This is a genomic window from Rhizobium sp. IY2 (assembly GCF_047532935.1).
Taxonomy (GTDB): domain Bacteria; phylum Pseudomonadota; class Alphaproteobacteria; order Rhizobiales; family Rhizobiaceae; genus Rhizobium; species Rhizobium anhuiense.
Genome location: NZ_JBLKNU010000003.1, coordinates 258,641 through 283,525, shown reverse-complemented (window position 1 = coordinate 283,525; position 24,885 = coordinate 258,641). Strand labels below are relative to the sequence as shown.

Here is a 24,885-nt window from a genome sequence, read left to right as displayed (position 1 = left end):
CCCCTTTGATCTCAGATCTTCGAGAGCGCCTGTTCGAGATCGGCGATGATGTCCTTGACGTCCTCGATGCCGACGGAAAGGCGCACGACGTCAGACCCGGCGCCGGCGGCGATCCTCTGCTCGTCGGTCAATTGCCGGTGCGTCGTCGAGGCCGGATGGATGACGAGCGAACGGGTGTCGCCGATATTGGCGAGGTGGGAGAAGAGCTCCAGTCCCTCGACCAGCGTCTTGCCCGCCTCATAGCCGCCTTTGACGCCGAAGGTGAAGATGGAGCCGGCGCCCTTCGGCGAATAGCGCTGCTGCAGGGCATGGTTCGGGTCGTCGTCGAGGCCGGCATAATTCACCCAGGCGATCTTGCTGTGCGCCTTCAGCCACTTGGCGACGGCGATCGCATTGTCGCTGTGGCGCTGCATGCGAAGCGGCAGCGTCTCGATGCCGGTCAGGATCAGGAAGGCGTTGAAGGGCGAAATCGCCGGCCCGAGATCGCGCAGGCCGAGCACGCGGGCAGCGATCGCAAAGGCGAAATTACCGAACGTCGCGTGCAGGACCATGCCGTTATATTCCGGCCGCGGGCTCGACAGCATCGGGTAATTGCCGGATTTCGACCAGTCGAAGGTGCCGCCGTCGACGATGAGGCCGCCCATGGAATTGCCGTGGCCGCCGAGAAATTTCGTCAGCGAATGTACGACGATGTCGGCGCCATGCTCGATCGGACGGATGAAATAGGGGGTCGCCAACGTGTTGTCGACGATCAGCGGCAGGCCGTTGCGGTGTGCGACGTCGGCGATAGCGGCAATTTCGACGAAGGTGCCGCCGGGATTGGCCAGGCTTTCGATGAAGATACCGCGCGTCTTGTCGTCGATCTGGCTTTCGAAGCTTGCCGGATCGTCGGAATCGGCCCAGCGCACCTGCCAGCCGAAATTCTCGAAGGCATGGCCGAACTGGTTGATCGAGCCGCCATAGAGCCTGCGCGCAGCGATGAAGTTCTCGCCGGGGCGCATGATGGTGTGGAAGACGATCATCTGCGCTGCATGGCCGGAGGCGACGGCAAGTGCTGCCGTGCCGCCCTCGAGCGCTGCGACACGCTCCTCGAGCACGGCCTGGGTCGGGTTCATGATGCGGGTGTAGATGTTGCCGAAGGCCTGCAGGCCGAAGAGGGCGGCGGCATGATCGGAATCATTGAAGACGAAAGCGGTCGTCTGGTAGATCGGCGTTACCCGCGCGCCGGTCGCCGGGTCGGGCTGTGCGCCGGCATGGATCGCCAACGTGTTGAATCCCGGATCGTTCTTGGCCATGTCGTCCTCCCGTTATTGCTGACGAGCGGGATCATAACCACTCAAGAACGAAAGTTAATCGCGATCCGTTTCAACCCGCGGGCGTTCCGTGGAAAATCCGTCTCCGCCAACAGCAACTCAGGCAATGAGACGAGGATATTCGATCGCCGGGCAACGGTTCATCACCACCTTGACACCGACGGCCTCCGCCTTTGCCGCCGCCGCATCGTCGCGGACACCAAGTTGAGACCAGATGATCTTCGGCAGCGGGCTCAGCGCCAGCGCCTCCTCGATGACCCCGTCCAGATATTCGGAGGCGCGAAATACGTCGACCATGTCGATCGGCACGGGAATGTCGGCGAGCCGGGCATACACGGTACGGCCCTGAATCTGCTTACCCGCCTGCCCCGGATTGACAGGAATGACCTCATAGCCGCACGACAGCAGATAACCCATGACGCCGTTGCTCGGCCGGGCCGGATTGGGCGAAGCGCCGGTCAGAGCGATGGTCTTTACCGAATGCAGGATTCCGGCGAGGTAGTCATCCGTGTAAGTGTCGTGATTCATGTCCGTGTCTCCACTCCCGAAAGCCCTTCAGCACGGCCCCGCATGTTTTTTTGCATTTCCGTGAAACCGGCTGGGCGTCTTTTCCGTATATATGAATTGGATACTCCCTGAGGATGATTCGATGAAAAAAATCGCTCTTGCCCTCATGCTCGTGCTTGCCGCATCGCCGGCGCTGGCGATCTCGCGCTACAATCCGCTCGCCATGAGCTGTGCCAGCGTGCGCGCCGCCATCCACAATCAGGGCGCCGTCATCTTCCGCTACCAGTCTCCCCGCGGCTTGCCGCTCTACGATCGCTATGTCCGCAACAGCAATTATTGCGACGCGACCGATTATGCGGAATGGACGCATATTCCCTCGAAGGACGATCCCCGCTGCCCGGTCCTGAACTGCCAGAACATCGACAACCTTGACGGGATGCTTTTCGTTCCTCATCATCAACTTTGATGGTTTTAACGGTTGTAACGGCCGCGGGAAACTATACGTCTTTCGCGCTTGCGAAAGGTTTGGGGCTCAATCCCGCGCTGCGATTTTTTGAAGATTGCACAATCAAAAGCTTTAATTTTCCCCTATGTCAAAGTTATAGAATAATATCTATATTTCAGCAGCATAGGATAATCTGCTTCCGAGTTCCGACAGCTTGTTTCTCCTTTTGTTCATGATAATGCCGCGCTATGTTCTTATGTCCATTAGAAACATCTCATAGTTGAAAGGAGCGCCTGGATTGAACGCATGTCGCGCGCACGTAAAAATTGCTCCAATGAGCCACCATTGTTCACCTACTGAAAGAATGCTATTCGACACATGACCGCATAAGCGGCCGCCGCCGTGCATTTTCGTGCAAATCTCAGTTGTCTTTTCAGGAATTCGAAACGCTGAAGCGAGGCGTGTTCCGCTTCTTCTCATCCTTTCCGGATTTACTCCCTTGCCTCTCGACGTCATCCTGCTCGTTCTCTTCGGCGCACTGCTGCACGCGACATGGAACGCCATCGTCAAGGCGGGGAGCGACAAATCCCTCGATGCGGCACTGATCTCGGCCGGCGGTGCGGTTTCGGCGCTGCCGTTCCTGGCATTCCTGCCGCTGCCGCAAGCCTCAGCCTGGCCGTTCATCGGCGCCTCGGCCATCCTGCAATTCGCCTATTTTCAATTGGTCGCCGCCGCCTACCGCGCCGGCGATATCGGCCTCGTCTATCCATTGATGCGTGGCAGCGCACCGCTGCTGATTGCCGCGACAAGCGGTTTCATCCTCAAGGAAGATCTTTCCTGGGGCGCTCTTGCCGGCACGATGACGATTTCGGCCGGGGTGCTGACGCTGGCTTTGGAGGCGCGGCGCGGCAGCAGCCGCGCCGTCATGTTCGCGCTTGCCAATGCCTGCGTCATCGCCAGCTACACCTATGTCGACGGTATCGGCGCACGCATCTCCGGCAATGCGGTTTCCTACACTTTGTGGATGTCGCTGTTGCCGCCGGTGCTGCTGTTTGCCTGGGCAGCGTCGCAGCGCGGCGCTGCCGCCGTCGCGCGCCACGTCCGTCGCAACTGGTGGCGCGGCCTCATCGGCGGCGCCGGCTCGATCGCTTCCTACGGGCTGGCGCTCTGGGCGATGACGAAAGCCCCGGTCGCGACCGTCGCCGCTCTGCGCGAAACCGCGATCCTCTTTGCGCTGGTGATCTCGATCACCGTCTTCAAGGAAAAGGCCAGCATCTGGCGCTACGTCGCCGGCGTGGTTATCGCAATCGGCGGACTGGTTCTGAAACTGGCGTGAGTCATTCGCCCTTCCATTCCGGCATACGCTTGCCGAGGAAGGCGCCGATCCCTTCCTGCGCGTCCTGCGTCAGCATGTTTTCGACCATCACCTTGAAGGTATAATCATAGGCCGCCTCCACCGGCAGTTCGAGCTGGCGGTTGAAGGCTTCCTTGCCGATCCTCAGCGCCATCGGCGATTTGCTGGCGATCACCGCCGCATATTTGGACACGACCTGCACCAGATACTGTTTTGGCACGATGCGGTTGACGAGGCCGAAATCCTTGGCGGTCGAGGCGTCGATCGTCTCGCCGGTCAGCAGCATTTCCATTGCCTGCTTGCGGTGCGCGGCACGGGAAACGGCAACCATCGGCGTCGAACAGAACAGGCCGATGTTGACGCCCGGCGTGCAGAATGTCGAACTGTCAGTGCAGATCGCCAGATCGCAGGAGGCAACCAGCTGACAGCCGGCAGCCGTTGCAAGCCCGTCGATCTCGGCGATGACAGGCTTCGGCAGATGGGCGATCTTCAGCATTAGATCGGCAGCGAGCCGGAAGGACTTTTCGAAGAAGCCGGCCCCCTGATCTTCATCGGCGCGATGGGTCGTGAGTTCCTTGAGATCATGCCCGGCGGAAAAGACATTGCCGGTCGAAGCGATGACGACGACGCGCACATCCGAATCCGCCTCGGCCGTCTCCAGCTCGTGCATCAGCGCTTCGAGAAGCGCGATCGAAAGCACATTGGCCGGCGGATTGTTGAGCACCAACCGCAGCACGCCGTCGCGCAGCGAGCGGGTCAGCAATCCGCACTCTTCTGCCCTGGCTGCGTCCGGGAAGGATACGATTTCGGCCATGATGCTGCTCCCTGCGCCCGCTCGATTCCAGCAGACGTTTTGCCACAAGGCGCTGGCAATTTCGAGCAGGATCCGCACTCCGCGCGTAAGCCGCTGCCGTCAGGACCAGAACCACGACTTCGATGCCTCGGCACTTGCCTGCGCACGCGTCAGACCGACATCGCGAAGCTCGTCGTCGGTGAGTTCGGACAGCGTGCGGCGGCTACGACGCTTTCCGAGATGATGTTCGATGACGGCCACCCGCCGCAGGCCCCAACGCGCCAGGCGGCGCAGTTTCGATCGAACGATATCGCGAGGCGCCACAAAGATCCCGCTTGTTTCCAAAGCCATCTGTTCTTCCTTCCTTCAACGGATGAAAGATGCGCTGGAAGACGCCATGAAAGAAGCTTATAGATATTATGATATGCATAAGGATTTCTTTGGCATGGCGCTCAACCTCGATCAACTCGCGACCTTCGTCAATGTTGCCGATCTCGGAAGCTTTACGGCTGCAGCCGACAAGGAGGGCCTGACGCAACCAGCCGTCAGCCTGCAGGTAAAGGGCCTCGAACAGCGGCTCGGTGTCCGGCTGATCGAGCGCGTCGGGCGACGGGCGCAGCCCACCGCGGCAGGTCTCGATCTTCTCGCGCATGCACGACGCCTGCTGCAGGATTCGGCGGCGGCGGAAGAAGCGATGCTGCCGTACAGAGATGGCGCAAGCGGCCGCGTGCGCATCGGCAGCGGCGGCACGGCGTCGATCCATCTGCTGCCGCGCGCCATCGCCGCCGCCAGAAAACGCATGCCCGGCCTCGAAATCACCGTGCGCATCGGTGATGCCGACGACGTTCTGCGCGATCTGGAGGACAATAGCCTCGACATCGCCGTCATCGCCCTGCCGGCATCGGGACGGAACTTCGACATCGAACCCTTCTACGAGGAGGAACTGCTGGCCGTCGCTCCCGCAGGCAGTCTCATTCCCGAAGGCGGGCCGGACGCCGCCTTCATGCGCGACAGGACGCTGCTGCTTTACGAGGGAGGCAATACGCGGCGGGCAATCGATGCGTGGCTGGCTGCTCCCAATACCAGAATCCGCCCCGCGATGGAGTTCGGCAGCATCGAGGCAATCAAGGAACTGGTGGCGGTGGGGCTCGGCTGGTCGATCCTGCCGGGACTGGCGCTGAAGCGCGAACGCGCCGGCCTGGTGACGACATCATCGCTGAATCCGCAGCTCACGCGCCGCCTCGGCATGGTGCTGCGCCGGGACAAACATCTGACACGCGGCCTTCGCGAAATGATGAAATGCCTGCGCGAGTTCAAAGGTTAGGCCGCTTTCGACCGCGGGATGCGGTTTCAAAAGCCGGCAGCGACGAGATAAAAAACGTCAGCCTCCCCAGTTCACGACCTAACAAATGTGAGGTATAATAATACCACATATATAACATATTGTTTTCGCTTGGAATTTTTTACAGGCGTCGGAAGAGTCGATATTGACCCGATGTCACATTCCCTTTATACACCGCGCCAGAACGCAGCCTGTCCGGGCTGCTTTCTTTTTGGCATGCCTCGCGCCTGCCAATCCAAGCAACAAGAAACGCCCTTTAAGCCCTAGGGCCAAGGGTCCCAAAAGAGAGTATTCACTATGGCAACCTTCTCCCAGAAGCCTGCAGAGGTGGAGAAGAAGTGGGTGATCATCGACGCCGAAGGGCTGGTCGTTGGCCGTCTCGCTTCCATCATCGCTATGCGCCTGCGCGGCAAGCACAAGGCAACCTTCACGCCCCACGTTGACGACGGCGACAACGTCATCGTCATCAATGCCGACAAGGTCGTTTTCACCGGCAAGAAGTATTCCGACAAGGTCTACTACTGGCACACCGGTTATGCCGGCGGCATCAAGGAACGCACCGCACGCCAGATCATCGAAGGCCGCTTCCCGGAGCGCGTCCTCGAAAAGGCCGTCGAACGCATGGTTCCGCGTGGCCCGCTCGGCCGTCGCCAGATGAAGAACCTGCGCGTTTACGCCGGCTCCAACCATCCCCATGAAGCCCAGCAGCCGGTCGCCCTCGACGTTGCCGCGCTCAACAAAAAGAACGTAAGGAGCGCCTGATCATGGCTGACCTCTCCTCCCTGAAGGATCTCGGCACGGCTTCCGAAGCTGCTGCTCCGGCCCACGTCCGCAAGGTCGATTCGCTCGGCCGCTCCTACGCGACCGGCAAGCGCAAGAACGCCGTCGCCCGCGTCTGGGTGAAGCCGGGCTCCGGCAAGATCATCATCAACGGCAAGGAATTCGCGGAATATTTCGCCCGTCCGGTGCTGCAGATGATCCTGCGCCAGCCGATCGTTGCGGCTGCCCGTGACGGCCAGTTCGACATCGTCGCAACCGTTGCCGGCGGTGGCCTGTCCGGCCAGGCCGGCGCTGTTCGCCACGGTCTCTCCAAGGCGCTGACCTACTTCGAACCGGGCCTGCGCTCGGTGCTGAAGAAGGGCGGCTTCCTGACCCGCGACAGCCGCGTCGTCGAACGCAAGAAGTACGGCAAGGCAAAGGCCCGCCGCTCCTTCCAGTTCTCCAAGCGTTAATCGCTTCGGACAAATGGAATTACGAAGGCCGGGGAAACCCGGCCTTTTTGTTTGCGCTATTAAACCCAGGCGGAAGCGTGCCGGCTGCCATTGTCGCATTTCGGTTCGGCTGGTAGAAACTCTGCTGGTAGAAACTGGGCAAGGCGCTTCGCGAATGAGCGAAGCCGCAGTCAGGGTCGCATGATGGGAACAACCAAGTCCGCAGACAAATAGGCCGCAACAACCCTGCCCTGTTGTTGCGGCGTCTGTCCGGCCAATTCCGATACTGATGAAAAGACAGATCGCCGCCGAATGAAATCATTTGAGCGGATGCTTCCCCATGTCTTATCCCAAAATCCAGCGCTGGACCTATTCCATGCCGGCAGCCTTGCTGCTGATGGCGCCTTTCGACATCCTGACCTCGCTTGCCATGGATATCTATCTGCCGATTGTGCCGATCATGCCCGAGGCACTCGGCACCTCGCCGGCCGTCATCCAACTGACCCTCAGTCTCTACATGCTCGTGCTCGGCGCCGGGCAGATCATCTTCGGCCCGATTTCCGATATTGTCGGACGGCGGCCTGTCCTGCTCGCAGGCACGGCACTCTTTGCCGCTTCCTCCTTGCTGCTTGCCGGCACCTCGTCGGCACCGCTTTTCGTGACCTGGAGATTGCTGCAGGCAGTCGGTGCATCGGCGGCCCTCGTCGCAACCTTCGCAACAGTGCGCGACGTCTACGCCGGACGTCCCGAAAGCAGCACGATCTATAGCTTGCTCGGCTCCATCCTCTCCTTCGTGCCGGCACTGGGCCCGATCGCCGGAGCCTTGATCGCGGATCGCTTCGGCTGGCGGGCCATCTTCCTCGTCATCGGCCTCCTTTCGGTTGCCGCCCTTTTCAATGCCGGTTTTCGGTGGCATGAAACCCGGCCTGCCATCACCGCGAAGATCGCCCTTCGCCCGATCCTCAGGAGCTTTCCCTTCTGGGTCTATACATCAGGCTTCAGCACGGCGATGGGTGCCTTCTTCGTCTTCTTCTCGACGGCACCCCGCGTCCTGATCGACAGAGCCGGTTTCTCCGGCATCGGCTTCAGCGTTGCCTTTGCCACGGTAGCGCTGGGGATGGTCGTGACCGCGCCTTTCGCCAAACGCTTGGTCATGCGCTGGGGGATTGCAGGCAGCCTTGCCGGAGGCATGGCGACGCTGCTTCTCGGCGCCACGCTGCTTGCCTTTGGAGAGTTATTTCTGCAGCCCTCATTTGTCAGCTTCGTCGTGCCGATGTGGATCATCGCGATCGGCATCGTCCTTGCGACGGCGGTGACCGCCAATGGCGCGCTTGAGGCCTTTGGCGATACGGCAGGAACGGCGGTAGCGTTCTATTTCTGCATCGAGAGCATCATTGTCGGCTTTGCCGGAACGGTCTTCGTGCTTCTGCTCGGCGGTGACAGCGCCTGGCCGCTCGTCGGCTATATCTCAGCGAGCGCGCTGGCGACACTCGCCGGATTGTGGTCGCTGCGGCAGCGGGCCTGACAGCAGATGGTCAAGAACGGCCGCTCGACCGGACCGGGCGGCCGTCATCCGATCGATGGCTTGAAATCTGCCCGCAGCTCGCCTACCCCTTTCTGCGCGCAAGGGATCAGCCAATTCCTTCGCGAGACCGCCACCCGACGCTTTGGCGTCGAACGGTGATCATGCAACGCAGCGTCCGCACCGAACGCGACTATGGTTTTGCGACCGAAAAAAGGAGCATGACTTGGCGAACAGATCGATTGACCACGCCTTCACGGCGACCAGCCTCACTTCCGCCGCCAGCGACCCGACCTTTGCCGGCGCGCTGTCCTTCATGCGCCGCCGCTTCACCAAGGAGCTCGCCGGCGTCGACGTCGCCGTCTGGGGCATTCCCTTCGATGCCGCGACATCGAACAGGCCGGGCACGCGCTTCGGGCCGCAGGCGATCCGGCGCGCCTCGGCGATCTTCGACAATGATGCGCAATATCCCTTCCACCGCGATCTCTTCGCCGACATGGCGGTGATCGACTACGGCGACTGCCTGCTCGACTACGGCAATCATCAGGATACGCCTGCCGCCATCGAGCGCCAGGCGAATGTCATCCTCGACAGCGGCGCCTTCCTGCTGACGCTCGGCGGCGATCATTACGTCACCTGGCCGCTGCTGAAAGCCCATGTGGCAAAGCACGGTCCGCTGGCGCTCGTGCAGTTCGACGCGCACCAGGACACCTGGTTCGACGAGGAACGGCGCATCGACCATGGCTCCTTCGTGGCGCGGGCCGCTCGCGAAGGCATCATCGATCCCGACCGCTCGATCCAGATCGGCATCCGCACCCACGCGCCGGAGGATTGCGGCGTCAATATTCTCTACGGTCATCAGGTCGAGGAGATGAGTGCCGGCGACATCGCCTCGGCGATCATCACCCATACGCGCGGGGCGCCGGCCTATCTCACCTTCGATATCGATTGCCTCGATCCGGCCTTTGCGCCTGGCACCGGCACGCCGGTGGCCGGCGGGCCGTCGAGCGCCAAGATCCTCTCCGTGCTGCAGCGCCTGCACCAGCTCGATATCCGCGGCGCCGATGTCGTCGAGGTATCGCCGCCCTATGATCATGCCGATATCACCGCCATTGCGGGGGCAACGGTGGCGATGTATATGCTGGGGCTTCATGCCGAGCGACGCGCCATCGCCGTGTCAGAAGGCTGACTTATCATCGCTCAAACTGAATCCGGAAACCTTCAGAACCCATTGAAAGCGCAGGTTTAACATGGCCCCGAAAATCTTCATCGACGGCGAACACGGCACGACGGGTCTGCAGATCCGCACGCGCATGGCGGGCCGCCACGATGTCGAGCTTCTGTCCATTCCCGAAGCCGAGCGGCGCAACGCCGCCCTGCGCGAGGACATGCTGAACAGCGCCGATGTCGCTATTCTCTGCCTGCCCGACGACGCGTCGAAGGAAGCGGTTCAGATGGTTTCGGCCAACAACAATGTGCGCGTCATCGACACCTCGACCGCCTTCCGCGTCAATCCCGGCTGGGCCTATGGCTTTGCCGAGATGGACGGCGCGCAGGCCGATAGGATCAAGGCCGCCCGTTTCGTCGCCAATCCCGGCTGCTACCCCACCGGCGCGATCGGCCTCATTCGGCCGCTGCGCGCCGCCGGCATTCTGCCGGACGGTTATCCCGTCACGGTCAACGCGGTCTCAGGTTATACCGGCGGCGGCAAGCAGATGATCGCGCAGATGGAGAACCCGGATCACCCGGATGCGATCACCGCACCGCATTTCCTCTACGGCCTGCCGCTGACCCATAAACATGTGCCGGAGATGACCGTGCACGGCCTGCTCGACCGCGCGCCGATCTTCTCGCCCTCGGTCGGCAAGTTCGCTCAAGGGATGATCGTGCAGGTGCCGCTGCATCTCGACGATCTCGCCGAGGGCACGACGATGGAGAGCATCCATACCGCCCTCGTCGCCCATTATGCCGGCCAGGATATCGTCAGTGTCGTGCCGCTGGCCGAAAGCAAGGCGCTCGCCCGTATCAACGCCGTCGAACTCGAAGGCAAGGACACGATGAAGCTCTTCGTCTTCGGCACACCAGGCGCTTCGCAGGTGAACCTCGTGGCGCTGCTCGACAATCTCGGCAAGGGCGCTTCCGGCGCCGCCGTCCAGAACATGGACCTGATGCTCGCCTCGTAAGGCGTGAGCAGCGGCATCGACGTGATGCCGCTCAAGCTTCTCGTCGATCTCATCATCATGATCTCGTGGCCGCCTGCCTCGGCGGCCCGCAGCATCGCTTTCGGCTCGATCATCGGCGACGATTGGGCTATGAGAGCGGACCTTCCTCGCCTGCCGTTCCCGAATCACGGAGCCTGATGTCATGACGCTCGATGCGCTGGTCGATGGCGTGCACGCATGGTTTACCGCCGCCCTGCCCGACCATGGCATCTTTGCGCTGATGGCCTTTGCCTTCATCGCCGGGCTTGCCCGCGGCTTTTCCGGCTTCGGCGCCGCACTGATCTTCGTTCCGCTCGGCGGCGCGATCGTCGGGCCGAAGCTGATCTCGCCGATCCTGCTCGTCATCGACGGCGTTGCCTCGCTCGGGATGATCCCGCCGGCCTGGCGCGGCGCCAACCGGCGAGAAGTTTTCGTCATGGCGGCAGGTGCTGCGCTCGGCATTCCGGCCGGCACGGCGATACTGGCGTTGCTCGACCCGCTGCTCTTGCGCTGGAGTATCACGATCATCGCCAGCTGCCTGCTTGCGCTGCTGGTATCGGGATGGCGCTACCACGGCGAGGCATCCGCACCGCTCACCAGCGGCGTCGGGCTGATCGCCGGGCTTTTCAGCGGCGCCGCGCAGCTCGGCGGGCCGCCGGTTGTCGCCTATTGGCTCGGCGGCAAGAGCGACTTCACCCGCGTCCGGGCAAATGTCGTGCTCTATTTCTCGATCTCGTCCGTTTTCAGCGCCATCAGCTATTATTTCGGCGGACTGTTCGTGCCTGCCGTCTTCGCGCTCACCGTCGTCATCCTGCCGAGTTATGCGGTCGGGCTCTATGGCGGGTCGAAACTGTTCGGGCTTGCCGAAGAACGGACCTTCCGTATCGCCTGCTACGTCCTGATCGCCGCCGCCGCGATCATCGGCATGCCACTGCTCGATGGGGTGCTGCGGTAGAACCCAACAGCGACGGCTTCAATCGCGTTCGGCGATCATCGTCCCATGCGGATATTCGCCGTAAAAGCCGCGCCAGTTGGCGACGGCGAAACCGAAAACCACCAGCGCACCGGCCTGATGCAACAGGCCCCAGTGGAGTGGCACCTGCATCAGCAGCGTGGCGATGCCGATCGCCGCCTGCAGCGTCACCAGTGCGAAAAGCAGCACGGCGCGGCGTGCATGGGTGGTCCAAGGTGCCGCGCGAAGGGCGATCACCATGTTGATCAGCGTCAACGCGAAGAGCGTGTAGGCGCCGATGCGGTGGATGAACTGCACCGTCTTCGGGTTCTCGAAAACATTGATCCAGAAGGGCTGCTGGATCAGCAGATCGGAGGGGATAACGGCGCCATCCATCAGCGGCCAGGTATTGTAGGAAAAACCGGCATCGAGCCCCGCCACCAGCGCGCCGAGATAGATCTGGAACAGCGAGAAGATGGCGATCGCGGCGGCAAAGGCGCGCGAGCTTCTGGCCGGCGGCGGATAGTCGGAGTGCGGTGAGAGACCGCGCATGATCCACATGCAGCCGGCAAAGATCAGGCAGGCCATGACGAGATGCGTGGCGAGCCGGTACTGGCTGACGTCGGTGCGGACGGAAAGGCCCGAAGACACCATCCACCAGCCGATAAAGCCCTGCAGGCCGCCGAGCGCCAGGATGCCCAGAAGCGGCCAGCGCAGGCGACTTTCGATACGCCCCGTCAGCCAGAAATAGATCAGCGGCAGCGCGAAGATCACGCCGATGCCGCGGGCGATCAGCCGGTGCGCCCATTCCCACCAGAAGATGCCCTTGAACTCGTCGACGGTCATGGAACTGTTCAGCTGCTGAAATTCGGGAATGCGCTGATAGAGGCGGAATTCCTCCTCCCATTCGGCGGCCGACAGCGGCGGGATGACGCCATGGATCGGCTTCCACTCGGTAATCGACAGGCCGGAATTGGTCAGTCGCGTGGCGCCGCCGACGAGCACGAGACAGAAGAGCGCCAAAAGCACGAAGCCGAGCCAGAGGCGCAAGGCGCGGCGGTCGCGATTCTGCTTGCGCATTTCGCTCAGGATCGCCTGTTCCGTGGTCGGGTTTGCGACGGCCATGATGTCTCCTTCTATCCGGCAGTTGATTTGCCCCACCGGCTCATGCAAAACAAGCCCCGAACCTTTGCGGCATGCCGTCGCGCCGGTTCGCCCCCTCCATGCCGAGAGATAACCGATGCCCGTCCGCCTCCGCAAATTCATCGGCACGATCCTCATCATCGTGCTCGTGCTCGTCTATGCGCTGGTGGCGAACACGATCGCGGTGGCAACGCTCGGCAACGCGCCCTGGTGGGGACATCTGCTCTATTTCTTTCTCACCGGCCTGCTCTGGGTATTGCCGGCGATGGTAATCATCAAATGGATGGCCGGGCCGCCGCAGCGGTAGGCCATTAACGGCCGAATAACCGTGATGCGCGGAAAACCTCGCCCACCGCGCGCGGTTAAACCAAATATACGTCTGCCATACCTACCCTCCCGTTCAGCATTCTTGACCGGAGAAAACCGTGCAGACGCAAAAGCTCGATGTCCATGAACAGCCGTCCGACACGGTGGCGCTGGCCGATACGGCCATGTCGCGCCTGCGTCAGCTGAGCATGAAACTCGCCATGGCTGAAATCGATATCGACGTCTTCGACGCGATGCAGCCGCTGGAAGATGACTGGCGGGCTCTGGAGCGCGACAATCTGCAATCACTCCATCAAAGCTATGACTGGTGCGCCGCCTGGGTGAGCGCCTTCCAGCGGCCGCTTGCAATCCTCAAAGGCACCCATGCCGGCCAGACGGCTTTCATTCTGCCGGTCGAAATCGTCAAGTCCCGAGGGCTCGCGACCGCGAAGTTCATCGGTGCCGATCACAGCAACATCAATACCGGCCTGTTCTCCGAAAATTTTGCAGAAAGCGGCGGGACTATCGATGCCGGCAAGTTCGCCTGCCAGCTTCAGCAGGCGCTCAAGGGTCGGGCCGATCTGCTGCTGCTGCAGAACATTCCGCTGGAATGGCGCGGGCGACAGACCCCGCTGACCGGGCTGCCGATGGTGCAGAACCAGAATCATGCCTACCAGCTGCCGTTCTTCTCGACTTTCGAGGAAACGCTGAAACAGCTCAACGCCAAGAACCGGCGCAAGAAATTCCGTGTTCAGTCGAAGCGCCTCGAGGCAGCCGGCGGCTTCGAATACGTCATTCCCGAGACATCGGAAGAACAGCACCGCGTGCTCGATATCTTCTTCCGCCTGAAGAGCGCCCGCTTCGCCAGCCTCGGCCTGCCCGACGTTTTCGCCGACAGGGAAACGCGGGCCTTTCTGCATGGCTTGCTCGACAGGCTGGATGACAGCAGGCAGTATTTCGGGCTGCAGATGCAGGTGCTCCGGCTCAAGGGCGCGCTTGAGGGCAGGATCGCCGCGATATCAGGCATCTCACGCAAGGGTGACCACATCATCTGCCAGTTCGGCGCGATCGACGAAGAACTCGTGCCGGATACGAGCCCCGGCGAATTCCTCTATTGGCAGACCCTTTCGGGATTGCATGGCAAGGGTGTCGCGTTGTTCGATTTCGGCCTCGGCGACCAGACCTACAAGCGCTCCTGGGCGCCTGTGGAGACCGCCCATTACGACGTCGTGCTGCCGGTCTCGTCGTTCGGCGTTCTCGCCGGCGCCGCCCACCGGGTCGTCACCCGCAGCAAGGCCCATATCAAGGCGCGCCCGAAGCTTTATAGATTCGCCCAGGGCGTCCGGGCACGAATTGGCTAGAGCGGTTCAGCTTTTAACTGAAACGCAGAACCGCTCTATCCTTTTGTTTTTACGCATGTCGTTGCCGCAAAACCGCGGCACACTTTTGCGCGACATGCTTCAACCGTTCAGGCCGCCCGGCCGAACTCCTGCTCGGCCCCTTCGCCGCCCGACATCAGCACGACGCGCTCATAGCCCGCAGCCTGGAATTCCGTCATCAGTGCAACGAAGATGGTCTCTTCGACTTCAGGCAGCGAGAGGATGATCTCGACGTCGCGGCTGCGCGTCAGCCGCGAGACGCCGGCCACATCGGCCGAACCGCATTCGACCACCACGAGGTCGTAGGCGGCGGCAAGCGCATCGAGCAGCAAGGACAGCCGGTCGACACCGCGCATGGCCCGGCGCACGTCGCTCTGGCCCTGGGGGATCAGATGGGCATCGGACAGGCGGTCGCTGTGGATCGTGTCGCCGAAGGCGGCTTCGCCGCAAAGCAAATCGGTGACGCCAAGGGCGGCCTGATCCTCGACCATCAGTTCCGTGGGGTAGCCGGAACCGGTCATATCGATGAGGATGACGCGGCGGCCGGCGTCGGCGAGCGTGCGGGTCAGCGAAACCGTCGCCGCCGAACCATTGTCACCGGTCGGGGATATGGCAATTGCCAGCGGCGCACGGCTGCCGGTCAGATAATCAGCAACTGAGGCGATGGAGAATTCATTGTCGTCCTCCGGCGCCTCGGCAGCCTCCACGGCCGCTACCGGCTCATCCTCGTCCGCGACCACGGCGAGCATGCTCGGCTGCACGGGCTTTCTGACTGCTACGGCGATCGGAGCGGCCTGCGGCACATGCTTCTCCTCGACGGCTGCTTCCGCCTCGATTGCCTCCGGGGACGCATCCACCGGGCGGAGCGCCCGGCCGCTGAAAAGTTCGGCCAGCATGGTGATGATGGCGCTCATAATCAGCGTCGCGACGGCAGCGACGACGACGATCGGCACCACCTTGGGGAAATAGGGATCGACCGGCTCGACGGCCCTGGACACGATGCGGGCATCCGCTGGGCTCGAATTGCTGTCGGCGCGGGAGGCGGCCTCGCGATAGCGCACCAGATAGGTTTCGAGCAGCTGGCGCTGGGCGTTGGCCTCACGCTCCAGCGCATTGAGACCGACCTCATCCTCACCGGCGCGGGCGCTGGTGGCCTGCACCGTGTCCGACTGGCGCTCGAGTTCGCTGGCGCGGAGATCTGCGACCTTGGACTCGTTCTCGATGCTCGTCAGGATCTTCTGCGTCTCCTGGCGGATCTGGGTACGGATATCGGCGAGTTGCGCACGCAGGCTTTTCAGCCGCGGATGGTTGTTGAGAAGACTGGTCTGCAGATCGGAGATCTGCGACTGCAGGCCGGATTCCGTCGCCTTCAGCCGCTGGATCGCCTGCGAGGACATGATGTCGGGCAGCGTATCGGAGGCTTCGCCCGAAGACAGCGCATTGCGCACCGCCTGCGCTCTCGCCTCGGCATTGGCCTTGTCGCCCCTGACGCGGGTCAGTTCGGCGGAGATATCGTTCAATTGTTGCGCCGGAAAAGTGGTCGTGCCGTTCGTCTGCAACAGCCCGTGCGAGGTGCGGTATTCGGCGACCTTCTTCTCGGCTTCGCTGACCTTCCGGCGCAGGCCTTCGATCTCCGGCTCCAGCCAGCGGGTCGCCTCGGAGTTGGAATCGAGCTTGGCGCCGCTCTGGGTCGAAAGGTAGACATTCGCCATGGCGTTCGGAATTGCGGCGGCGAGTTTCGGGTCCTTGGAGGTGAAATTGATGCCGATGACGCGTGAACCCGGTACCTGATAGACCTGCAGGCGCTCGACGAAGGCATCGATGACACGCTCTTCCGGCGGATTCTCCAGCGGGTTCTTTTTCAGGTGCAGCTTCACCAGGATGCTGCTCATCGCCGAGCCGTTGGCGGCATCGTCGAATTCCGGCAGGTTGTAGAGCTTCAGGTCGTTGATCACCTTCTTGAGGAGATCTGCCGATTGCAGGAGCTGCACCTGGCTGGCGATGTTGAGTTCATCCATCAGCGGACCGGCGCTGGCGTCGTTGACCTGCTGGGTGTTGGCAAAGGCCGGCGCACGGGGTTCGATGAGGATGCGCGTTTCGCTGCGATATTGCGGCGACATGATCTTGGCGCCGGCAAAGGCGACGCCCGCCCCCACGAGGGTGATCGTCAAAATCCGCAGACGGCGCGCCCAGACCGCGCGGGCCAACTGGCCGAGGTCGATGTCCACATCCTGATCACGAGCTACGCTGGACATGCTCTTACTCCACAACAAAGGTGCCGCAAGCGTAAACGACCATGGTAACTCAACGGTTAATGGCGACCTTGCCAAGTAGAGGAGGGACGATCGATCAAGGATACCGGGAAATTGCAAGCGTCCTTTACCGGGCATTAACCCTAACGGATCGATAACGACTGCACCGAGTTCATTTTCTGTGAGCACAAACGGATGTCTTTCGTCCAGCCCAAGATCTTTTTGGCCCTGAGCCTTGCAGCCATGACGGCAGCACTGGGCGGCTGCACGACGTATAAGCCGGCTCCGAAGGCCTTCAACGAGGCGACCATCCAGCCCTATACGCTCGACAGCGGCGATCGGTTGCGTGTTACCGTTTTCGACCAGCAGAGCCTGACCAACACCTATACGGTGGATCAGGCCGGCTATATCGCCTTCCCGCTCATCGGCCAGGTCCCTGCCCGCGGCCGGACCCTGCAGCAACTCTCGGGGCAGATCGCCCAGAAACTGCAGCAAGGCTATCTTCGCGATCCCGACGTCACCATCGATGTCGATCGCTACCGTTCGATCTTCATCATGGGTGAAGTCGGCCAGCCCGGCCAGTATGCCTATGTTCCCGGCATGACGGTGCAGAATGCCATCGCGGTTGCCGGCGGCTTCACCAGCCGCGCCAACCAGAGCATGGTCGACGTCACCCGCAAGATCAACGGACAGGTGCTGACCGGCCGCATCAACATATCGGGCCCGATCATTGCAGGCGACACGATCTACGTTCGCGAACGGCTCTTCTGAGCAATGTCAAACCAGAGACCGCTCCGCATCCTCCATTGCTTCAGGTCGCCGGTCGGCGGAATATTCCGCCATGTCCGCGATTTGGTCGAGGAGCACAGCAAGGCCGGTCATCAAATCGGCATCCTCTGCGACAGCTCGACCGGCGGCGAGTACGAGGACAGCCTGTTCGACGATATAAGACCCTATCTCTCGCTCGGCCTGACACGCGTGCCGATCCGGCGTTCGATCAGCCCGTCCGATATTGCGACGATGTGGGATACATACAAGAAAATCAAAAGTTTGCGGCCGGATGTGCTGCACGGACACGGCGCCAAGGGCGGCGTGCTCGCGCGACTTGCCGGCTCAGCGTTGCGGGTGAACAGGTATCGCGTAGCCCGCCTCTATACCGCACATGGCGGAAGCCTGCATTATTCGCGCTCCTCCTTCAGTGGACAGTTCGTCCTGAGGATGGAGCGGCTGCAGGAATATTTCACCGATGCGCTGGTCTTCATCTGCGAATATGAGCGCGACACCTATGCACGCAAGGTGGGTAAGCCGCGGACGAAGACGAAACTGATCTATAACGGTATCAGCGAGCGTGATTTCGAGCCGATCCCGACCCGTTCGGATGCGGTGCATTTCATCTATGTGGGAATGCTCCGGGACCTCAAGGGTCCCGATCTGTTTGTCGATGCCTTCGCCAAGACCGAACGGCTGCTCGGCAGGCCGCTGTCGGCGCTGATGATCGGCGACGGGCCGGATCGCGACCGCTACCGCGAGATGATGGTCGAACGCGGCCTCGGCAAACGTATCGGCATGCTGCCGGCAATGCGGGTGCATGAGGCTTTCTCGATGGCGCAGAACCTCGTCGTTCCCTCGCGCGCCGAAGCCATGCCCTATATCGTGCTCGAGGGGCTCGGCGCCGGCAAGACGATCATCGCAAGCCGAGTCGGCGGCATTCCCGAGGTGCTCGGCGCCGACAGCGCTGCACTGGTGGAGCCCGGCAATTCCGACGATCTCGCCCGCGTCATGGCGGAAACGCTGAGCACGCCCGGCTGGCACGCCAGGACGATGCCGAAGCCCGAGGCGGTGAAGGCGGTGTTTTCCTCCGCCGTCATGGCGCGCGATGTGCTGAAATTGTACCACGAACTCGTCGAGACCGCTGCCGGCCCAAGCAATGCCCGCCGCCTCGTAAATATTTCTTAGGGGCTTTCTGGTATTTCGCTCGGTGACAATGAGCGACAATGCCCCATAGACAAGCTGGCCCCATGAACAAGCTGGAAAAAGGCGATCAATTCGACGTGGAAGCGCTGCGCAAGCAGGTCTCCGACATCGAGGTGCGCGGCGACGCAGGTCAGGAAAAACCTTCCGACCCGACCGAGATCAACCCCTATGCCCGCCAGATCGCCGAGCAGTTCCGCGATGGAACCTATTCGCCGGCCATCATCATCGGGCAATTGCGGCTGTTGGAATTCCTGGCGCTCTTTTCGATCGCCCTGATCGTCCACTATGTCTGGCCCGGCGACGGCCACGATTCCACGCTGGTGCGGACGGGCATGGCGGCGATCGCTTCAGCCTTGACCGTCATCGGCCTGCAGCTTGCCGACACCTACACCATTCCAGCGCTTCGGGCGAAGCTGCGGCTGATGCCGCGCATTCTGGCGTCGTGGACGATCGCGCTTCTTCTGACCCTCGGCCTGTTTGCGCTCATTCGCGGCACCACATGGGCGATGGTCGATGCCTATATTCCCTGGTTCGCAGCAGGCGCGCTCTTCCTTGCGGCCGAGCGTTTCCTCGTCGCCTACGGCATCCGCAACTGGGCGCGCAACGGCATCATGGAGCGCCGCGCCGTCATCGTCGGCGGCGGCGAGCCGGCCAAGGACCTGATCCGCGTCCTCGAACAGCAGGACGACAACGACATCCGCATCTGCGGCATCTTCGACGACCGCGGCGAGAAACGCTCGCCGATCATGGTCGCCGGTTATCCGAAGCTCGGCACCGTGGCCGAACTCGTCGAATTCGTGCGGCTGACGCGCATCGACATGCTGATCATCGCCCTGCCGCTGTCGGCCGAGGCCCGTATCTACGACCTTTTGAAGAAGCTCTGGGTTCTGCCGGTCGATATCCGCCTTGCCGCGCATGCCAACCGGCTGCGCTTCCGGCCGCGCGCCTATTCGCATGTCGGCGCGGTGCCGATGCTCGACATTTTCAAGAAGCCGATCCGCGACTGGGATTCCGTCGCCAAGCGCGGCTTCGACATCTTCTTCACCGTGGTCGCACTTGCCCTGCTCTGGCCGGTGATGGTCGCGACCGCGCTCGCCATCAAGGCGACCTCCGAAGGCCCGGTCTTCTTCATGCAGAAGCGCCACGGCTTCAACAACGAGATCATCAACGTCTTCAAGTTCCGCTCGATGTACACCAATATGGCCGACCCCACAGGCAAGGCTGCGGTGACCAAGGGCGATCCGCGTGTCACCCGCGTCGGGCGTATCATTCGCAAGAGTTCGATCGACGAGTTGCCGCAGCTCTTCAATGTGCTGCGGGGCGATCTCTCGCTGGTCGGCCCGCGGCCGCATGCCGTTCTCGCCCAGGCGCGCGACCGTGCCTTCGGCGATGTCGTCGAGGGTTATTTCGCACGCCACCGCGTCAAGCCTGGCGTCACCGGCTGGGCACAGATCAACGGCTGGCGCGGAGAGGTCGACAATGACGAGAAGATCAAGTTCCGCACCGCTTACGACCTCTATTACATCGAGAACTGGTCGCTCTGGTTCGATCTCAAGATCCTGTTCCTGACGCCGATCCGTCTGCTCAACACGGAAAACGCCTATTGAGCGCGATCGAGGCGACATATCCCCGTGTCGCCCACCCGCAGCGGATGACGCTGCGCCTGATCGGCTCGGCCTTCGTCGCCTTCGGCGTCTTCCTCTCCGGTTTCGTGATCGACGAGCCGGCGCCCTATGAACTCTGGATGGCCGGGCTGATCGGCCTCTGGTTCATCCTGGGCCTCCGGATTTCACGCGGCGTGGCGCCGCTGCTCGCCCTGCTGCTCACCTTCAATATCGGCGGCATGCTGTCGCTGACGCAGATGAAGGACCTGGCGACGGGGCCGATGTATATCGCGGTGTCGACCTTCCTGGCGCTGACGGCAGTGTTCTATGCGGCGATCATCGAGGACAGCCACAAGCGGCTGCCGTTGATGTTCAATGCCTGGACCTTCGCCGCCGTCGCCACATCCGCGCTCGGCGTGCTCGGCTATTTCCATGCCTTTCCAGGCGCTGAAGTCTTCACGCTCTACGACCGCGCCAAAGGCGCCTTTCAGGATCCGAATGTTTTCGGCCCCTTCCTGGTGCCACCATCGCTCTACCTCATCCACGGCATCCTGGCCGGCGACCTGAAGAAATCGCCGTTGAAAGCCGCCGCCCTGCTCGTGCTTGCACTCGGCATCTTCCTCTCCTTTTCCCGCGCCGCCTGGGGGCTTTTTGCTCTCGGCCTGGTGCTGCTGATCTTCATCATGCTGCTCAAGGAGCGCAGTGGCGCCTTTCGTCTGAGGGTCCTGGTGCTATCGCTGGCGGCGATCATCATGCTGGTCGCCTCGCTGCTGGTGGCGCTACAGATCCCGAAGGTCGCAGAACTGTTTTCAGCGCGCGCCCAGTTGGTACAGCAATATGACGGCGAACATCTCGGCCGTTTCGAGCGCCACCGGATCGGCTTCACCATGATGATGGAGCGCCCGCTCGGCATCGGTCCGCTGGTGTTCGGGACGATGTTTCCCGAGGACGAGCATAATATCTGGCTGAAATCGCTGACCACCTATGGCTGGCTCGGCTTCGTCAGCTATGTCGGCATGCTTGTCTGGACGCTCGCCCTCGGCTTTCGATACCTGCTGCTCGACCGGCCGTGGCAACCCTTCCTGATGGTCGCCTGGATCTCCGTCCTCGGCCATGCGGCGATCGGCAACGTCATCGACATCGACCACTGGCGCCATGTCTATCTGCTGCTTGGCACCGTCTGGGGCTGCGCGGCGCTGGAAGTGCGCCACAAGCGCGGGCGAAGGCGCCAGGGACCGGCGTGAGGCCTGACCCTCTGGCGCATCGTGCTTTGCGCGTCTGAAATCGCACAGCGGTCTATTTCGTGGCTCCTGCCGTCAGGCCGGCAATGAACCGCCGCTGGAAAACCAGATAGGTCAGGATGAGCGGGGCAATGACGATCACCGCACCGGCGGTCAAAACCGGCGTATTGACAGTGTAGCGCCCTTGGAAAAACAGCATACCGAGGGGCAGCGTCCGATAGGCGTCGTCGTTGACCAGAATGAAGGGGATCAAAAACTCATTCCAGGTCCAGATGAACAGGAACAGCGCCAGCGTCGACATTGCCGGCACCATAAGCGGGATAACGATCTTACGGAGGATATAGAAGCGTCCGGCGCCATCGAGAACCGCCGCTTCGAGAACTTCTTCCGGCAATTGCTGCATCGCGCTGGCGAGGAAGATCGTTGAGAACGGTATCGACATCGCGATCTGCGGCAAGATCAGAGCCGCATAGGTGTTGATCAGGCCGAGATAACGCATTTCATAATAAAGCGGGATGATGAAGGCCTCCGCCGGCACCATCATGCCGAGCGTCAGGATAGCGAACAGCGTGCGCCGAAACGGAAATGACAGGTAAGCGAAGGCAAAACCGGTCAGCAGGCCCAGAAAGACGCTGGCAGCAACGACGGGTATGACAACTGTAATCGAATTCCAGAAGTAAACGTTGAAATGTCCGGCATTCCAGGCATCGACGTAATTTTCGAAATGGGGATATGCCGGCAAAGCGAACGCACCCTGCAGAACGTCAGCCTTGCTCTTTATCGACGTCAGAAGCAGAAGCAGGAAGGGGATGATGGTGACGAAGGCAAGAAGCCAGAGGACAATGCGGAGGAATAGCGCACCGACGGGAAAGTTGGACGAACGGCTCATCAAGCCAATCCTTTATTCTGCGATCCCACAAATCGGTGAATTGCATAGTTGATGACGAATGTGAGTACCGCGCCGACAATGGCGATGGCCGCCGCGGCGCCGAAGCGATTGAGCTCGAAGCCGAGCTGATACATGTAGATATTCGGCACGAGGGTGGCGTTGGCGGGTCCCCCTCGGGTCATCGTGAAAATCAGGTCGAAGCTCTTGATCGACGCGATGACCGTCAAAAGCAAAACCACCCTTATCTCAGGCAATAGAAGCGGCAGCGTGATCCAGAAAAAGGTTTTTCGCGCCGAAGCGCCATCGACCTTGGCGGCGTCGAAGAGAGACGGGTCGATGCGCTGAATTCCTGTGAGGAAGATGACCATGCAAAAACCGAAGAAATACCAAGTGGCAACGATCCCGACCGCGGGGAGCACAAAATTGAAATCGCCGAGCCACGGCAACGCGAAGGCGCCTAACCCTACTGCTCTCAGAAACTGATTGAACGGGCCAAAGGCAGGATTGTAGAGCCATGCCCAGATGATGCCCAACACGGCCGTCGGCATGATGTAAGGCAGGAACAAGAATGTCCGCAGCGCGAGCTGTTCGCGTTGCTTCAGATTCCAGACGCAGGCGGCAAGGCCTATGCCGAGCACCAGCGGCAGAACACAATAAAAGATCATCAGCGCGGCATTGTTACGCAAGGCGATATAAAAACGATTGTCGGAAAAGAGATCGACGTAATTGCCCAAGCCAACCCAACTGGGCATGCTCAAGCCGTCCCAACTGGTCAGGCTCAAAGCCAAAGCCGCAATAATCGGTCCAAAGACAAAGGCCGCATAGAGCAGCAATCCAGGCAATAAATAGATAAAATTGGTGTGTTTCGAGCCATCAAGTGCGGAGCGTTTCATCCAGTACTCCATGAAGTCAAGGCGCTGGTGATCGCGCTGCAAGCCGCAGCTCGCAGCGCTGATTTTAACGTGGATCGACAAGACGCGGGCCGCGGCGTCCAAGGCGGACGGCCGCGGCCAGCGCCCGCACCTTTTATTTCTTATCCTTCAAATACGCCTGATAATCCTTGTCCATGGCGTCGACGAAGGCTTCGGGGGTGATATTGCCGGACAGAAGAAGCGGCGTGTTGTCGTCTATCGTCTTCAGCATCGTCGGGCTCGACCAGTCGGGGTAATGGCCGAGCGCATCGTTCGCGTTGAGTGTCTTCCACATTTCGATGCCGGAGCTCAGCAGCGGCGTGAGCTTCGGCTTTGCGTCGGCCGCCAGCGACGTTGCCGGAAGATAGCCGGCAGCGGCCCAGGTTTCAGCAGCCTTTTCCGAAACCATATAGTCGATATAATCACCTGCCAGGTCCTGCGTTGCCTTGGTTTTGGCAAGGCTCGTTATCGCCCAAGCAAGGTCCACGCCTCCGACACTCAATGGTTTGGAAATGCCCTTCGGGGCGGGAATGGCCATGAAGCCGATATCCGGATTGTGTTGCATGTCACCGAAATACCAGGTTCCGGAGATCAGGAAGGCACCCTGCCCTGATATGAAAAGCTGGACGGCGTCATCCCCCGAGATGCCCTCGAAACCGGGGAAAAAATAACCGCCCTGTGCCCATTGCTGCACGAGTTTCGCGGATTCGATGTTCCCCTTGGTGTTCCAGGAACCGCCCCTGCCGTAGATCAGATCATCAAGTTCGGCGCGATTGCTCGCGTCGATATGCGCTTGCTCGATGGCGCCGATCATGTGCAGGGCCAGATGCTGCTTTGCCGAACCCATCATGAAGGGCGCAACGCCTTTTTCCTTCAGCTTATCAAGATCGGCCAAAAACTCCTCGAAGGTTTGCGGCAATGCTACGCCCGCATCGTCGAGGATCTTTTTATTGTAAAAGAGACCAACGATCTCACCGAGGCCTGATATGCCGTAGGTCTTGCCGACCCCGAACTTTCCATCCTCCCAGCGGTCTCGAGCAAGCACTGAATCCGACTGCCGCTTGTCCCAGCTGTATTTCTTGATGTAGTCGTCAACCGGAAGGAGCAATCCTTCCTTGACCATCGCGCCCATGTCGCCGGCGCCCTGGTTGACCTTCGTGATGACAGGGCCGTTCCCTGCCGAAACCGCAAGCTTCAGCGTCAACTTCATGTCATCAAAGGTGCGGGCGGTGCGTTTGATCGTGACACCGGGATGCGCAGCTTCGAACTCCTTGTTCAGTTGCTCTATAACAGCGCTCTGACCTTCATAGGTCTGGTCATCCCACACAGCCAGATCGTCAGCGCGCGCGGCTGCCGAAAGGCCCAAACTTATAAGCGCTGCACCAGCAAGCGCGATGGCTGCCTTCCATTGGCATCCCGGCAGTATGTTGATCGATTTCACGTTTCTTTTCATCGGTTCCACCTCATTGATTTATTCTCCACTTTCCGTTCAGACCTGCCGCCCAGGCGACGGCCGAACGTTTTCTTCCCCCAGAGCTTTGCCGGG

Annotated in this window: 23 protein-coding genes and 1 pseudogene; 15 read left to right on the top strand and 9 right to left on the bottom strand. The window is 61.2% G+C overall.

What is annotated here, in order from left to right:
- Positions 1-11: 11 nt before the first annotated feature.
- Together ACMUVN_RS15015 and ACMUVN_RS15010 are read right to left on the bottom strand one after the other, a co-directional pair.
- Positions 12-1,295, bottom strand: coding sequence for an O-acetylhomoserine aminocarboxypropyltransferase (locus tag ACMUVN_RS15015; protein ID WP_414815228.1), 1,284 nt, complete (start codon positions 1,293-1,295; stop codon positions 12-14).
- 117 nt (positions 1,296-1,412) lie between these two features.
- A complete protein-coding gene (locus tag ACMUVN_RS15010) occupies positions 1,413-1,841 on the bottom strand; it encodes a CoA-binding protein (protein ID WP_414815227.1) in 429 nt (142 codons plus the stop codon).
- Positions 1,842-1,962: 121 nt separating this feature from the next.
- On the opposite strand from ACMUVN_RS15010, the gene ACMUVN_RS15005 reads away from it, so the two are divergent.
- Positions 1,963-2,286, top strand: a complete 324-nt coding sequence (locus tag ACMUVN_RS15005; RefSeq protein ID WP_063474297.1) for a hypothetical protein — start codon at positions 1,963-1,965, stop codon at positions 2,284-2,286.
- Positions 2,287-2,764: 478 nt separating this feature from the next.
- Positions 2,765-3,601, top strand: coding sequence for an EamA family transporter (locus ACMUVN_RS15000; protein WP_047616474.1), 837 nt, complete (start codon positions 2,765-2,767; stop codon positions 3,599-3,601).
- A gap of 1 nt (position 3,602) precedes the next feature.
- On the opposite strand, the gene ACMUVN_RS14995 is transcribed toward ACMUVN_RS15000, so the two are convergent.
- Entirely contained in the window at positions 3,603-4,433 is an 831-nt protein-coding gene (locus ACMUVN_RS14995) for an enoyl-CoA hydratase (RefSeq protein ID WP_414815226.1), read from the bottom strand.
- A 99-nt stretch (positions 4,434-4,532) separates the two neighbouring features.
- A complete protein-coding gene (locus ACMUVN_RS14990; protein WP_414815225.1) occupies positions 4,533-4,763 on the bottom strand; it encodes a DUF1127 domain-containing protein in 231 nt (76 codons plus the stop codon).
- Between the two features lie 73 nt (positions 4,764-4,836).
- On the opposite strand from ACMUVN_RS14990, the gene ACMUVN_RS14985 reads away from it, so the two are divergent.
- From ACMUVN_RS14985 to ACMUVN_RS14955, 7 genes are all read left to right on the top strand, one after another.
- Positions 4,837-5,736, top strand: a complete 900-nt coding sequence (locus ACMUVN_RS14985) for a LysR family transcriptional regulator (RefSeq protein ID WP_414815270.1) — start codon at positions 4,837-4,839, stop codon at positions 5,734-5,736.
- Between the two features lie 315 nt (positions 5,737-6,051).
- Positions 6,052-6,516 (top strand): 50S ribosomal protein L13, encoded by a 465-nt coding sequence (gene rplM / locus ACMUVN_RS14980; RefSeq protein ID WP_012483399.1) that lies wholly within the window; start codon positions 6,052-6,054, stop codon positions 6,514-6,516.
- A gap of 2 nt (positions 6,517-6,518) precedes the next feature.
- On the top strand, positions 6,519-6,986 hold the full coding sequence (gene rpsI / locus ACMUVN_RS14975; protein ID WP_047616469.1) for a 30S ribosomal protein S9: 468 nt from the start codon (positions 6,519-6,521) through the stop codon (positions 6,984-6,986).
- Positions 6,987-7,305: 319 nt separating this feature from the next.
- Positions 7,306-8,490: a CmlA/FloR family chloramphenicol efflux MFS transporter gene (cml, locus tag ACMUVN_RS14970; RefSeq protein WP_414815224.1), complete on the top strand. Its 1,185-nt coding sequence runs from the start codon at positions 7,306-7,308 to the stop codon at positions 8,488-8,490.
- Between the two features lie 223 nt (positions 8,491-8,713).
- Entirely contained in the window at positions 8,714-9,676 is a 963-nt protein-coding gene (speB, locus tag ACMUVN_RS14965; protein WP_414815223.1) for an agmatinase, read from the top strand.
- 61 nt (positions 9,677-9,737) lie between these two features.
- Complete coding sequence (gene argC, locus ACMUVN_RS14960; protein WP_414815222.1) at positions 9,738-10,670, top strand: N-acetyl-gamma-glutamyl-phosphate reductase; 933 nt, start codon at positions 9,738-9,740, stop codon at positions 10,668-10,670.
- 181 nt (positions 10,671-10,851) lie between these two features.
- The gene (locus ACMUVN_RS14955) at positions 10,852-11,643 is read left to right on the top strand and encodes a sulfite exporter TauE/SafE family protein (RefSeq protein ID WP_414815221.1); all 792 of its coding nucleotides are present in this window, start codon (positions 10,852-10,854) and stop codon (positions 11,641-11,643) included.
- 18 nt (positions 11,644-11,661) lie between these two features.
- Here ACMUVN_RS14955 and ACMUVN_RS14950 read toward each other — a convergent pair whose 3' ends face one another.
- Positions 11,662-12,765 (bottom strand): COX15/CtaA family protein, encoded by a 1,104-nt coding sequence (locus ACMUVN_RS14950; RefSeq protein ID WP_414815220.1) that lies wholly within the window; start codon positions 12,763-12,765, stop codon positions 11,662-11,664.
- A gap of 115 nt (positions 12,766-12,880) precedes the next feature.
- Here ACMUVN_RS14950 and ACMUVN_RS14945 point away from each other — a divergent pair, with 115 nt between their 5' ends.
- Both ACMUVN_RS14945 and ACMUVN_RS14940 read left to right on the top strand, forming a co-directional pair.
- Positions 12,881-13,090: a DUF2842 domain-containing protein gene (locus tag ACMUVN_RS14945; RefSeq protein WP_047616460.1), complete on the top strand. Its 210-nt coding sequence runs from the start codon at positions 12,881-12,883 to the stop codon at positions 13,088-13,090.
- Positions 13,091-13,208: 118 nt separating this feature from the next.
- Positions 13,209-14,450 (top strand): GNAT family N-acetyltransferase, encoded by a 1,242-nt coding sequence (locus ACMUVN_RS14940; RefSeq protein ID WP_047616458.1) that lies wholly within the window; start codon positions 13,209-13,211, stop codon positions 14,448-14,450.
- Positions 14,451-14,557: 107 nt separating this feature from the next.
- On the opposite strand, the gene ACMUVN_RS14935 is transcribed toward ACMUVN_RS14940, so the two are convergent.
- Positions 14,558-16,723 carry a GumC family protein gene (locus ACMUVN_RS14935; RefSeq protein WP_047616456.1) on the bottom strand — a complete coding sequence of 722 codons (2,166 nt, stop codon included), beginning with the start codon at positions 16,721-16,723 and terminating at the stop codon, positions 14,558-14,560.
- A gap of 192 nt (positions 16,724-16,915) precedes the next feature.
- Between ACMUVN_RS14935 and ACMUVN_RS14930 the strand changes: the two genes are divergently transcribed.
- From ACMUVN_RS14930 to ACMUVN_RS14915, 4 genes and pseudogenes are all read left to right on the top strand, one after another.
- Positions 16,916-17,491 carry a polysaccharide biosynthesis/export family protein gene (locus ACMUVN_RS14930; protein ID WP_047616454.1) on the top strand — a complete coding sequence of 192 codons (576 nt, stop codon included), beginning with the start codon at positions 16,916-16,918 and terminating at the stop codon, positions 17,489-17,491.
- Between the two features lie 3 nt (positions 17,492-17,494).
- Positions 17,495-18,665, top strand: a pseudogene (locus ACMUVN_RS14925) (glycosyltransferase family 4 protein).
- A 73-nt stretch (positions 18,666-18,738) separates the two neighbouring features.
- Complete coding sequence (locus ACMUVN_RS14920) at positions 18,739-20,301, top strand: undecaprenyl-phosphate glucose phosphotransferase (RefSeq protein WP_414815219.1); 1,563 nt, start codon at positions 18,739-18,741, stop codon at positions 20,299-20,301.
- The gene (locus ACMUVN_RS14915) at positions 20,298-21,542 is read left to right on the top strand and encodes an O-antigen ligase family protein (RefSeq protein WP_097595101.1); all 1,245 of its coding nucleotides are present in this window, start codon (positions 20,298-20,300) and stop codon (positions 21,540-21,542) included. The genes ACMUVN_RS14920 and ACMUVN_RS14915 overlap by 4 nt, the downstream gene beginning before the upstream one ends.
- 52 nt (positions 21,543-21,594) lie before the next feature.
- Here ACMUVN_RS14915 and ACMUVN_RS14910 read toward each other — a convergent pair whose 3' ends face one another.
- From ACMUVN_RS14910 to ACMUVN_RS14900, 3 genes are all read right to left on the bottom strand, one after another.
- Positions 21,595-22,428 carry a carbohydrate ABC transporter permease gene (locus ACMUVN_RS14910; protein ID WP_097543010.1) on the bottom strand — a complete coding sequence of 278 codons (834 nt, stop codon included), beginning with the start codon at positions 22,426-22,428 and terminating at the stop codon, positions 21,595-21,597.
- On the bottom strand, positions 22,428-23,321 hold the full coding sequence (locus tag ACMUVN_RS14905) for a carbohydrate ABC transporter permease (RefSeq protein WP_047616639.1): 894 nt from the start codon (positions 23,319-23,321) through the stop codon (positions 22,428-22,430). The genes ACMUVN_RS14910 and ACMUVN_RS14905 overlap by 1 nt, the downstream gene beginning before the upstream one ends.
- Before the next feature lie 133 nt (positions 23,322-23,454).
- Positions 23,455-24,792, bottom strand: a complete 1,338-nt coding sequence (locus tag ACMUVN_RS14900; RefSeq protein WP_097595100.1) for an extracellular solute-binding protein — start codon at positions 24,790-24,792, stop codon at positions 23,455-23,457.
- Positions 24,793-24,885 lie beyond the last annotated feature (93 nt).

Excerpts from the sequence above, each read along its gene's own strand:
- ACMUVN_RS15015 (WP_414815228.1), bottom strand. The coding sequence starts at position 1,295 with ATGGCCAAGAACGATCCGGGATTCAACACGTTGGCGATCCATGCCGGC.
- ACMUVN_RS15010 (WP_414815227.1), bottom strand. The coding sequence starts at position 1,841 with ATGAATCACGACACTTACACGGATGACTACCTCGCCGGAATCCTGCAT.
- ACMUVN_RS15005 (WP_063474297.1), top strand. The coding sequence starts at position 1,963 with ATGAAAAAAATCGCTCTTGCCCTCATGCTCGTGCTTGCCGCATCGCCG.
- ACMUVN_RS14995 (WP_414815226.1), bottom strand. The coding sequence starts at position 4,433 with ATGGCCGAAATCGTATCCTTCCCGGACGCAGCCAGGGCAGAAGAGTGC.
- ACMUVN_RS14990 (WP_414815225.1), bottom strand. The coding sequence starts at position 4,763 with ATGGCTTTGGAAACAAGCGGGATCTTTGTGGCGCCTCGCGATATCGTT.
- ACMUVN_RS14985 (WP_414815270.1), top strand. The coding sequence starts at position 4,837 with ATGCATAAGGATTTCTTTGGCATGGCGCTCAACCTCGATCAACTCGCG.
- rplM (WP_012483399.1), top strand. The coding sequence starts at position 6,052 with ATGGCAACCTTCTCCCAGAAGCCTGCAGAGGTGGAGAAGAAGTGGGTG.
- rpsI (WP_047616469.1), top strand. The coding sequence starts at position 6,519 with ATGGCTGACCTCTCCTCCCTGAAGGATCTCGGCACGGCTTCCGAAGCT.
- cml (WP_414815224.1), top strand. The coding sequence starts at position 7,306 with ATGTCTTATCCCAAAATCCAGCGCTGGACCTATTCCATGCCGGCAGCC.
- argC (WP_414815222.1), top strand. The coding sequence starts at position 9,738 with ATGGCCCCGAAAATCTTCATCGACGGCGAACACGGCACGACGGGTCTG.
- ACMUVN_RS14955 (WP_414815221.1), top strand. The coding sequence starts at position 10,852 with ATGACGCTCGATGCGCTGGTCGATGGCGTGCACGCATGGTTTACCGCC.
- ACMUVN_RS14950 (WP_414815220.1), bottom strand. The coding sequence starts at position 12,765 with ATGGCCGTCGCAAACCCGACCACGGAACAGGCGATCCTGAGCGAAATG.
- ACMUVN_RS14945 (WP_047616460.1), top strand. The coding sequence starts at position 12,881 with ATGCCCGTCCGCCTCCGCAAATTCATCGGCACGATCCTCATCATCGTG.
- ACMUVN_RS14935 (WP_047616456.1), bottom strand. The coding sequence starts at position 16,723 with ATGTCCAGCGTAGCTCGTGATCAGGATGTGGACATCGACCTCGGCCAG.
- ACMUVN_RS14930 (WP_047616454.1), top strand. The coding sequence starts at position 16,916 with ATGTCTTTCGTCCAGCCCAAGATCTTTTTGGCCCTGAGCCTTGCAGCC.
- ACMUVN_RS14920 (WP_414815219.1), top strand. The coding sequence starts at position 18,739 with ATGAACAAGCTGGAAAAAGGCGATCAATTCGACGTGGAAGCGCTGCGC.
- ACMUVN_RS14910 (WP_097543010.1), bottom strand. The coding sequence starts at position 22,428 with ATGAGCCGTTCGTCCAACTTTCCCGTCGGTGCGCTATTCCTCCGCATT.
- ACMUVN_RS14905 (WP_047616639.1), bottom strand. The coding sequence starts at position 23,321 with ATGAAACGCTCCGCACTTGATGGCTCGAAACACACCAATTTTATCTAT.
- ACMUVN_RS14900 (WP_097595100.1), bottom strand. The coding sequence starts at position 24,792 with ATGAAAAGAAACGTGAAATCGATCAACATACTGCCGGGATGCCAATGG.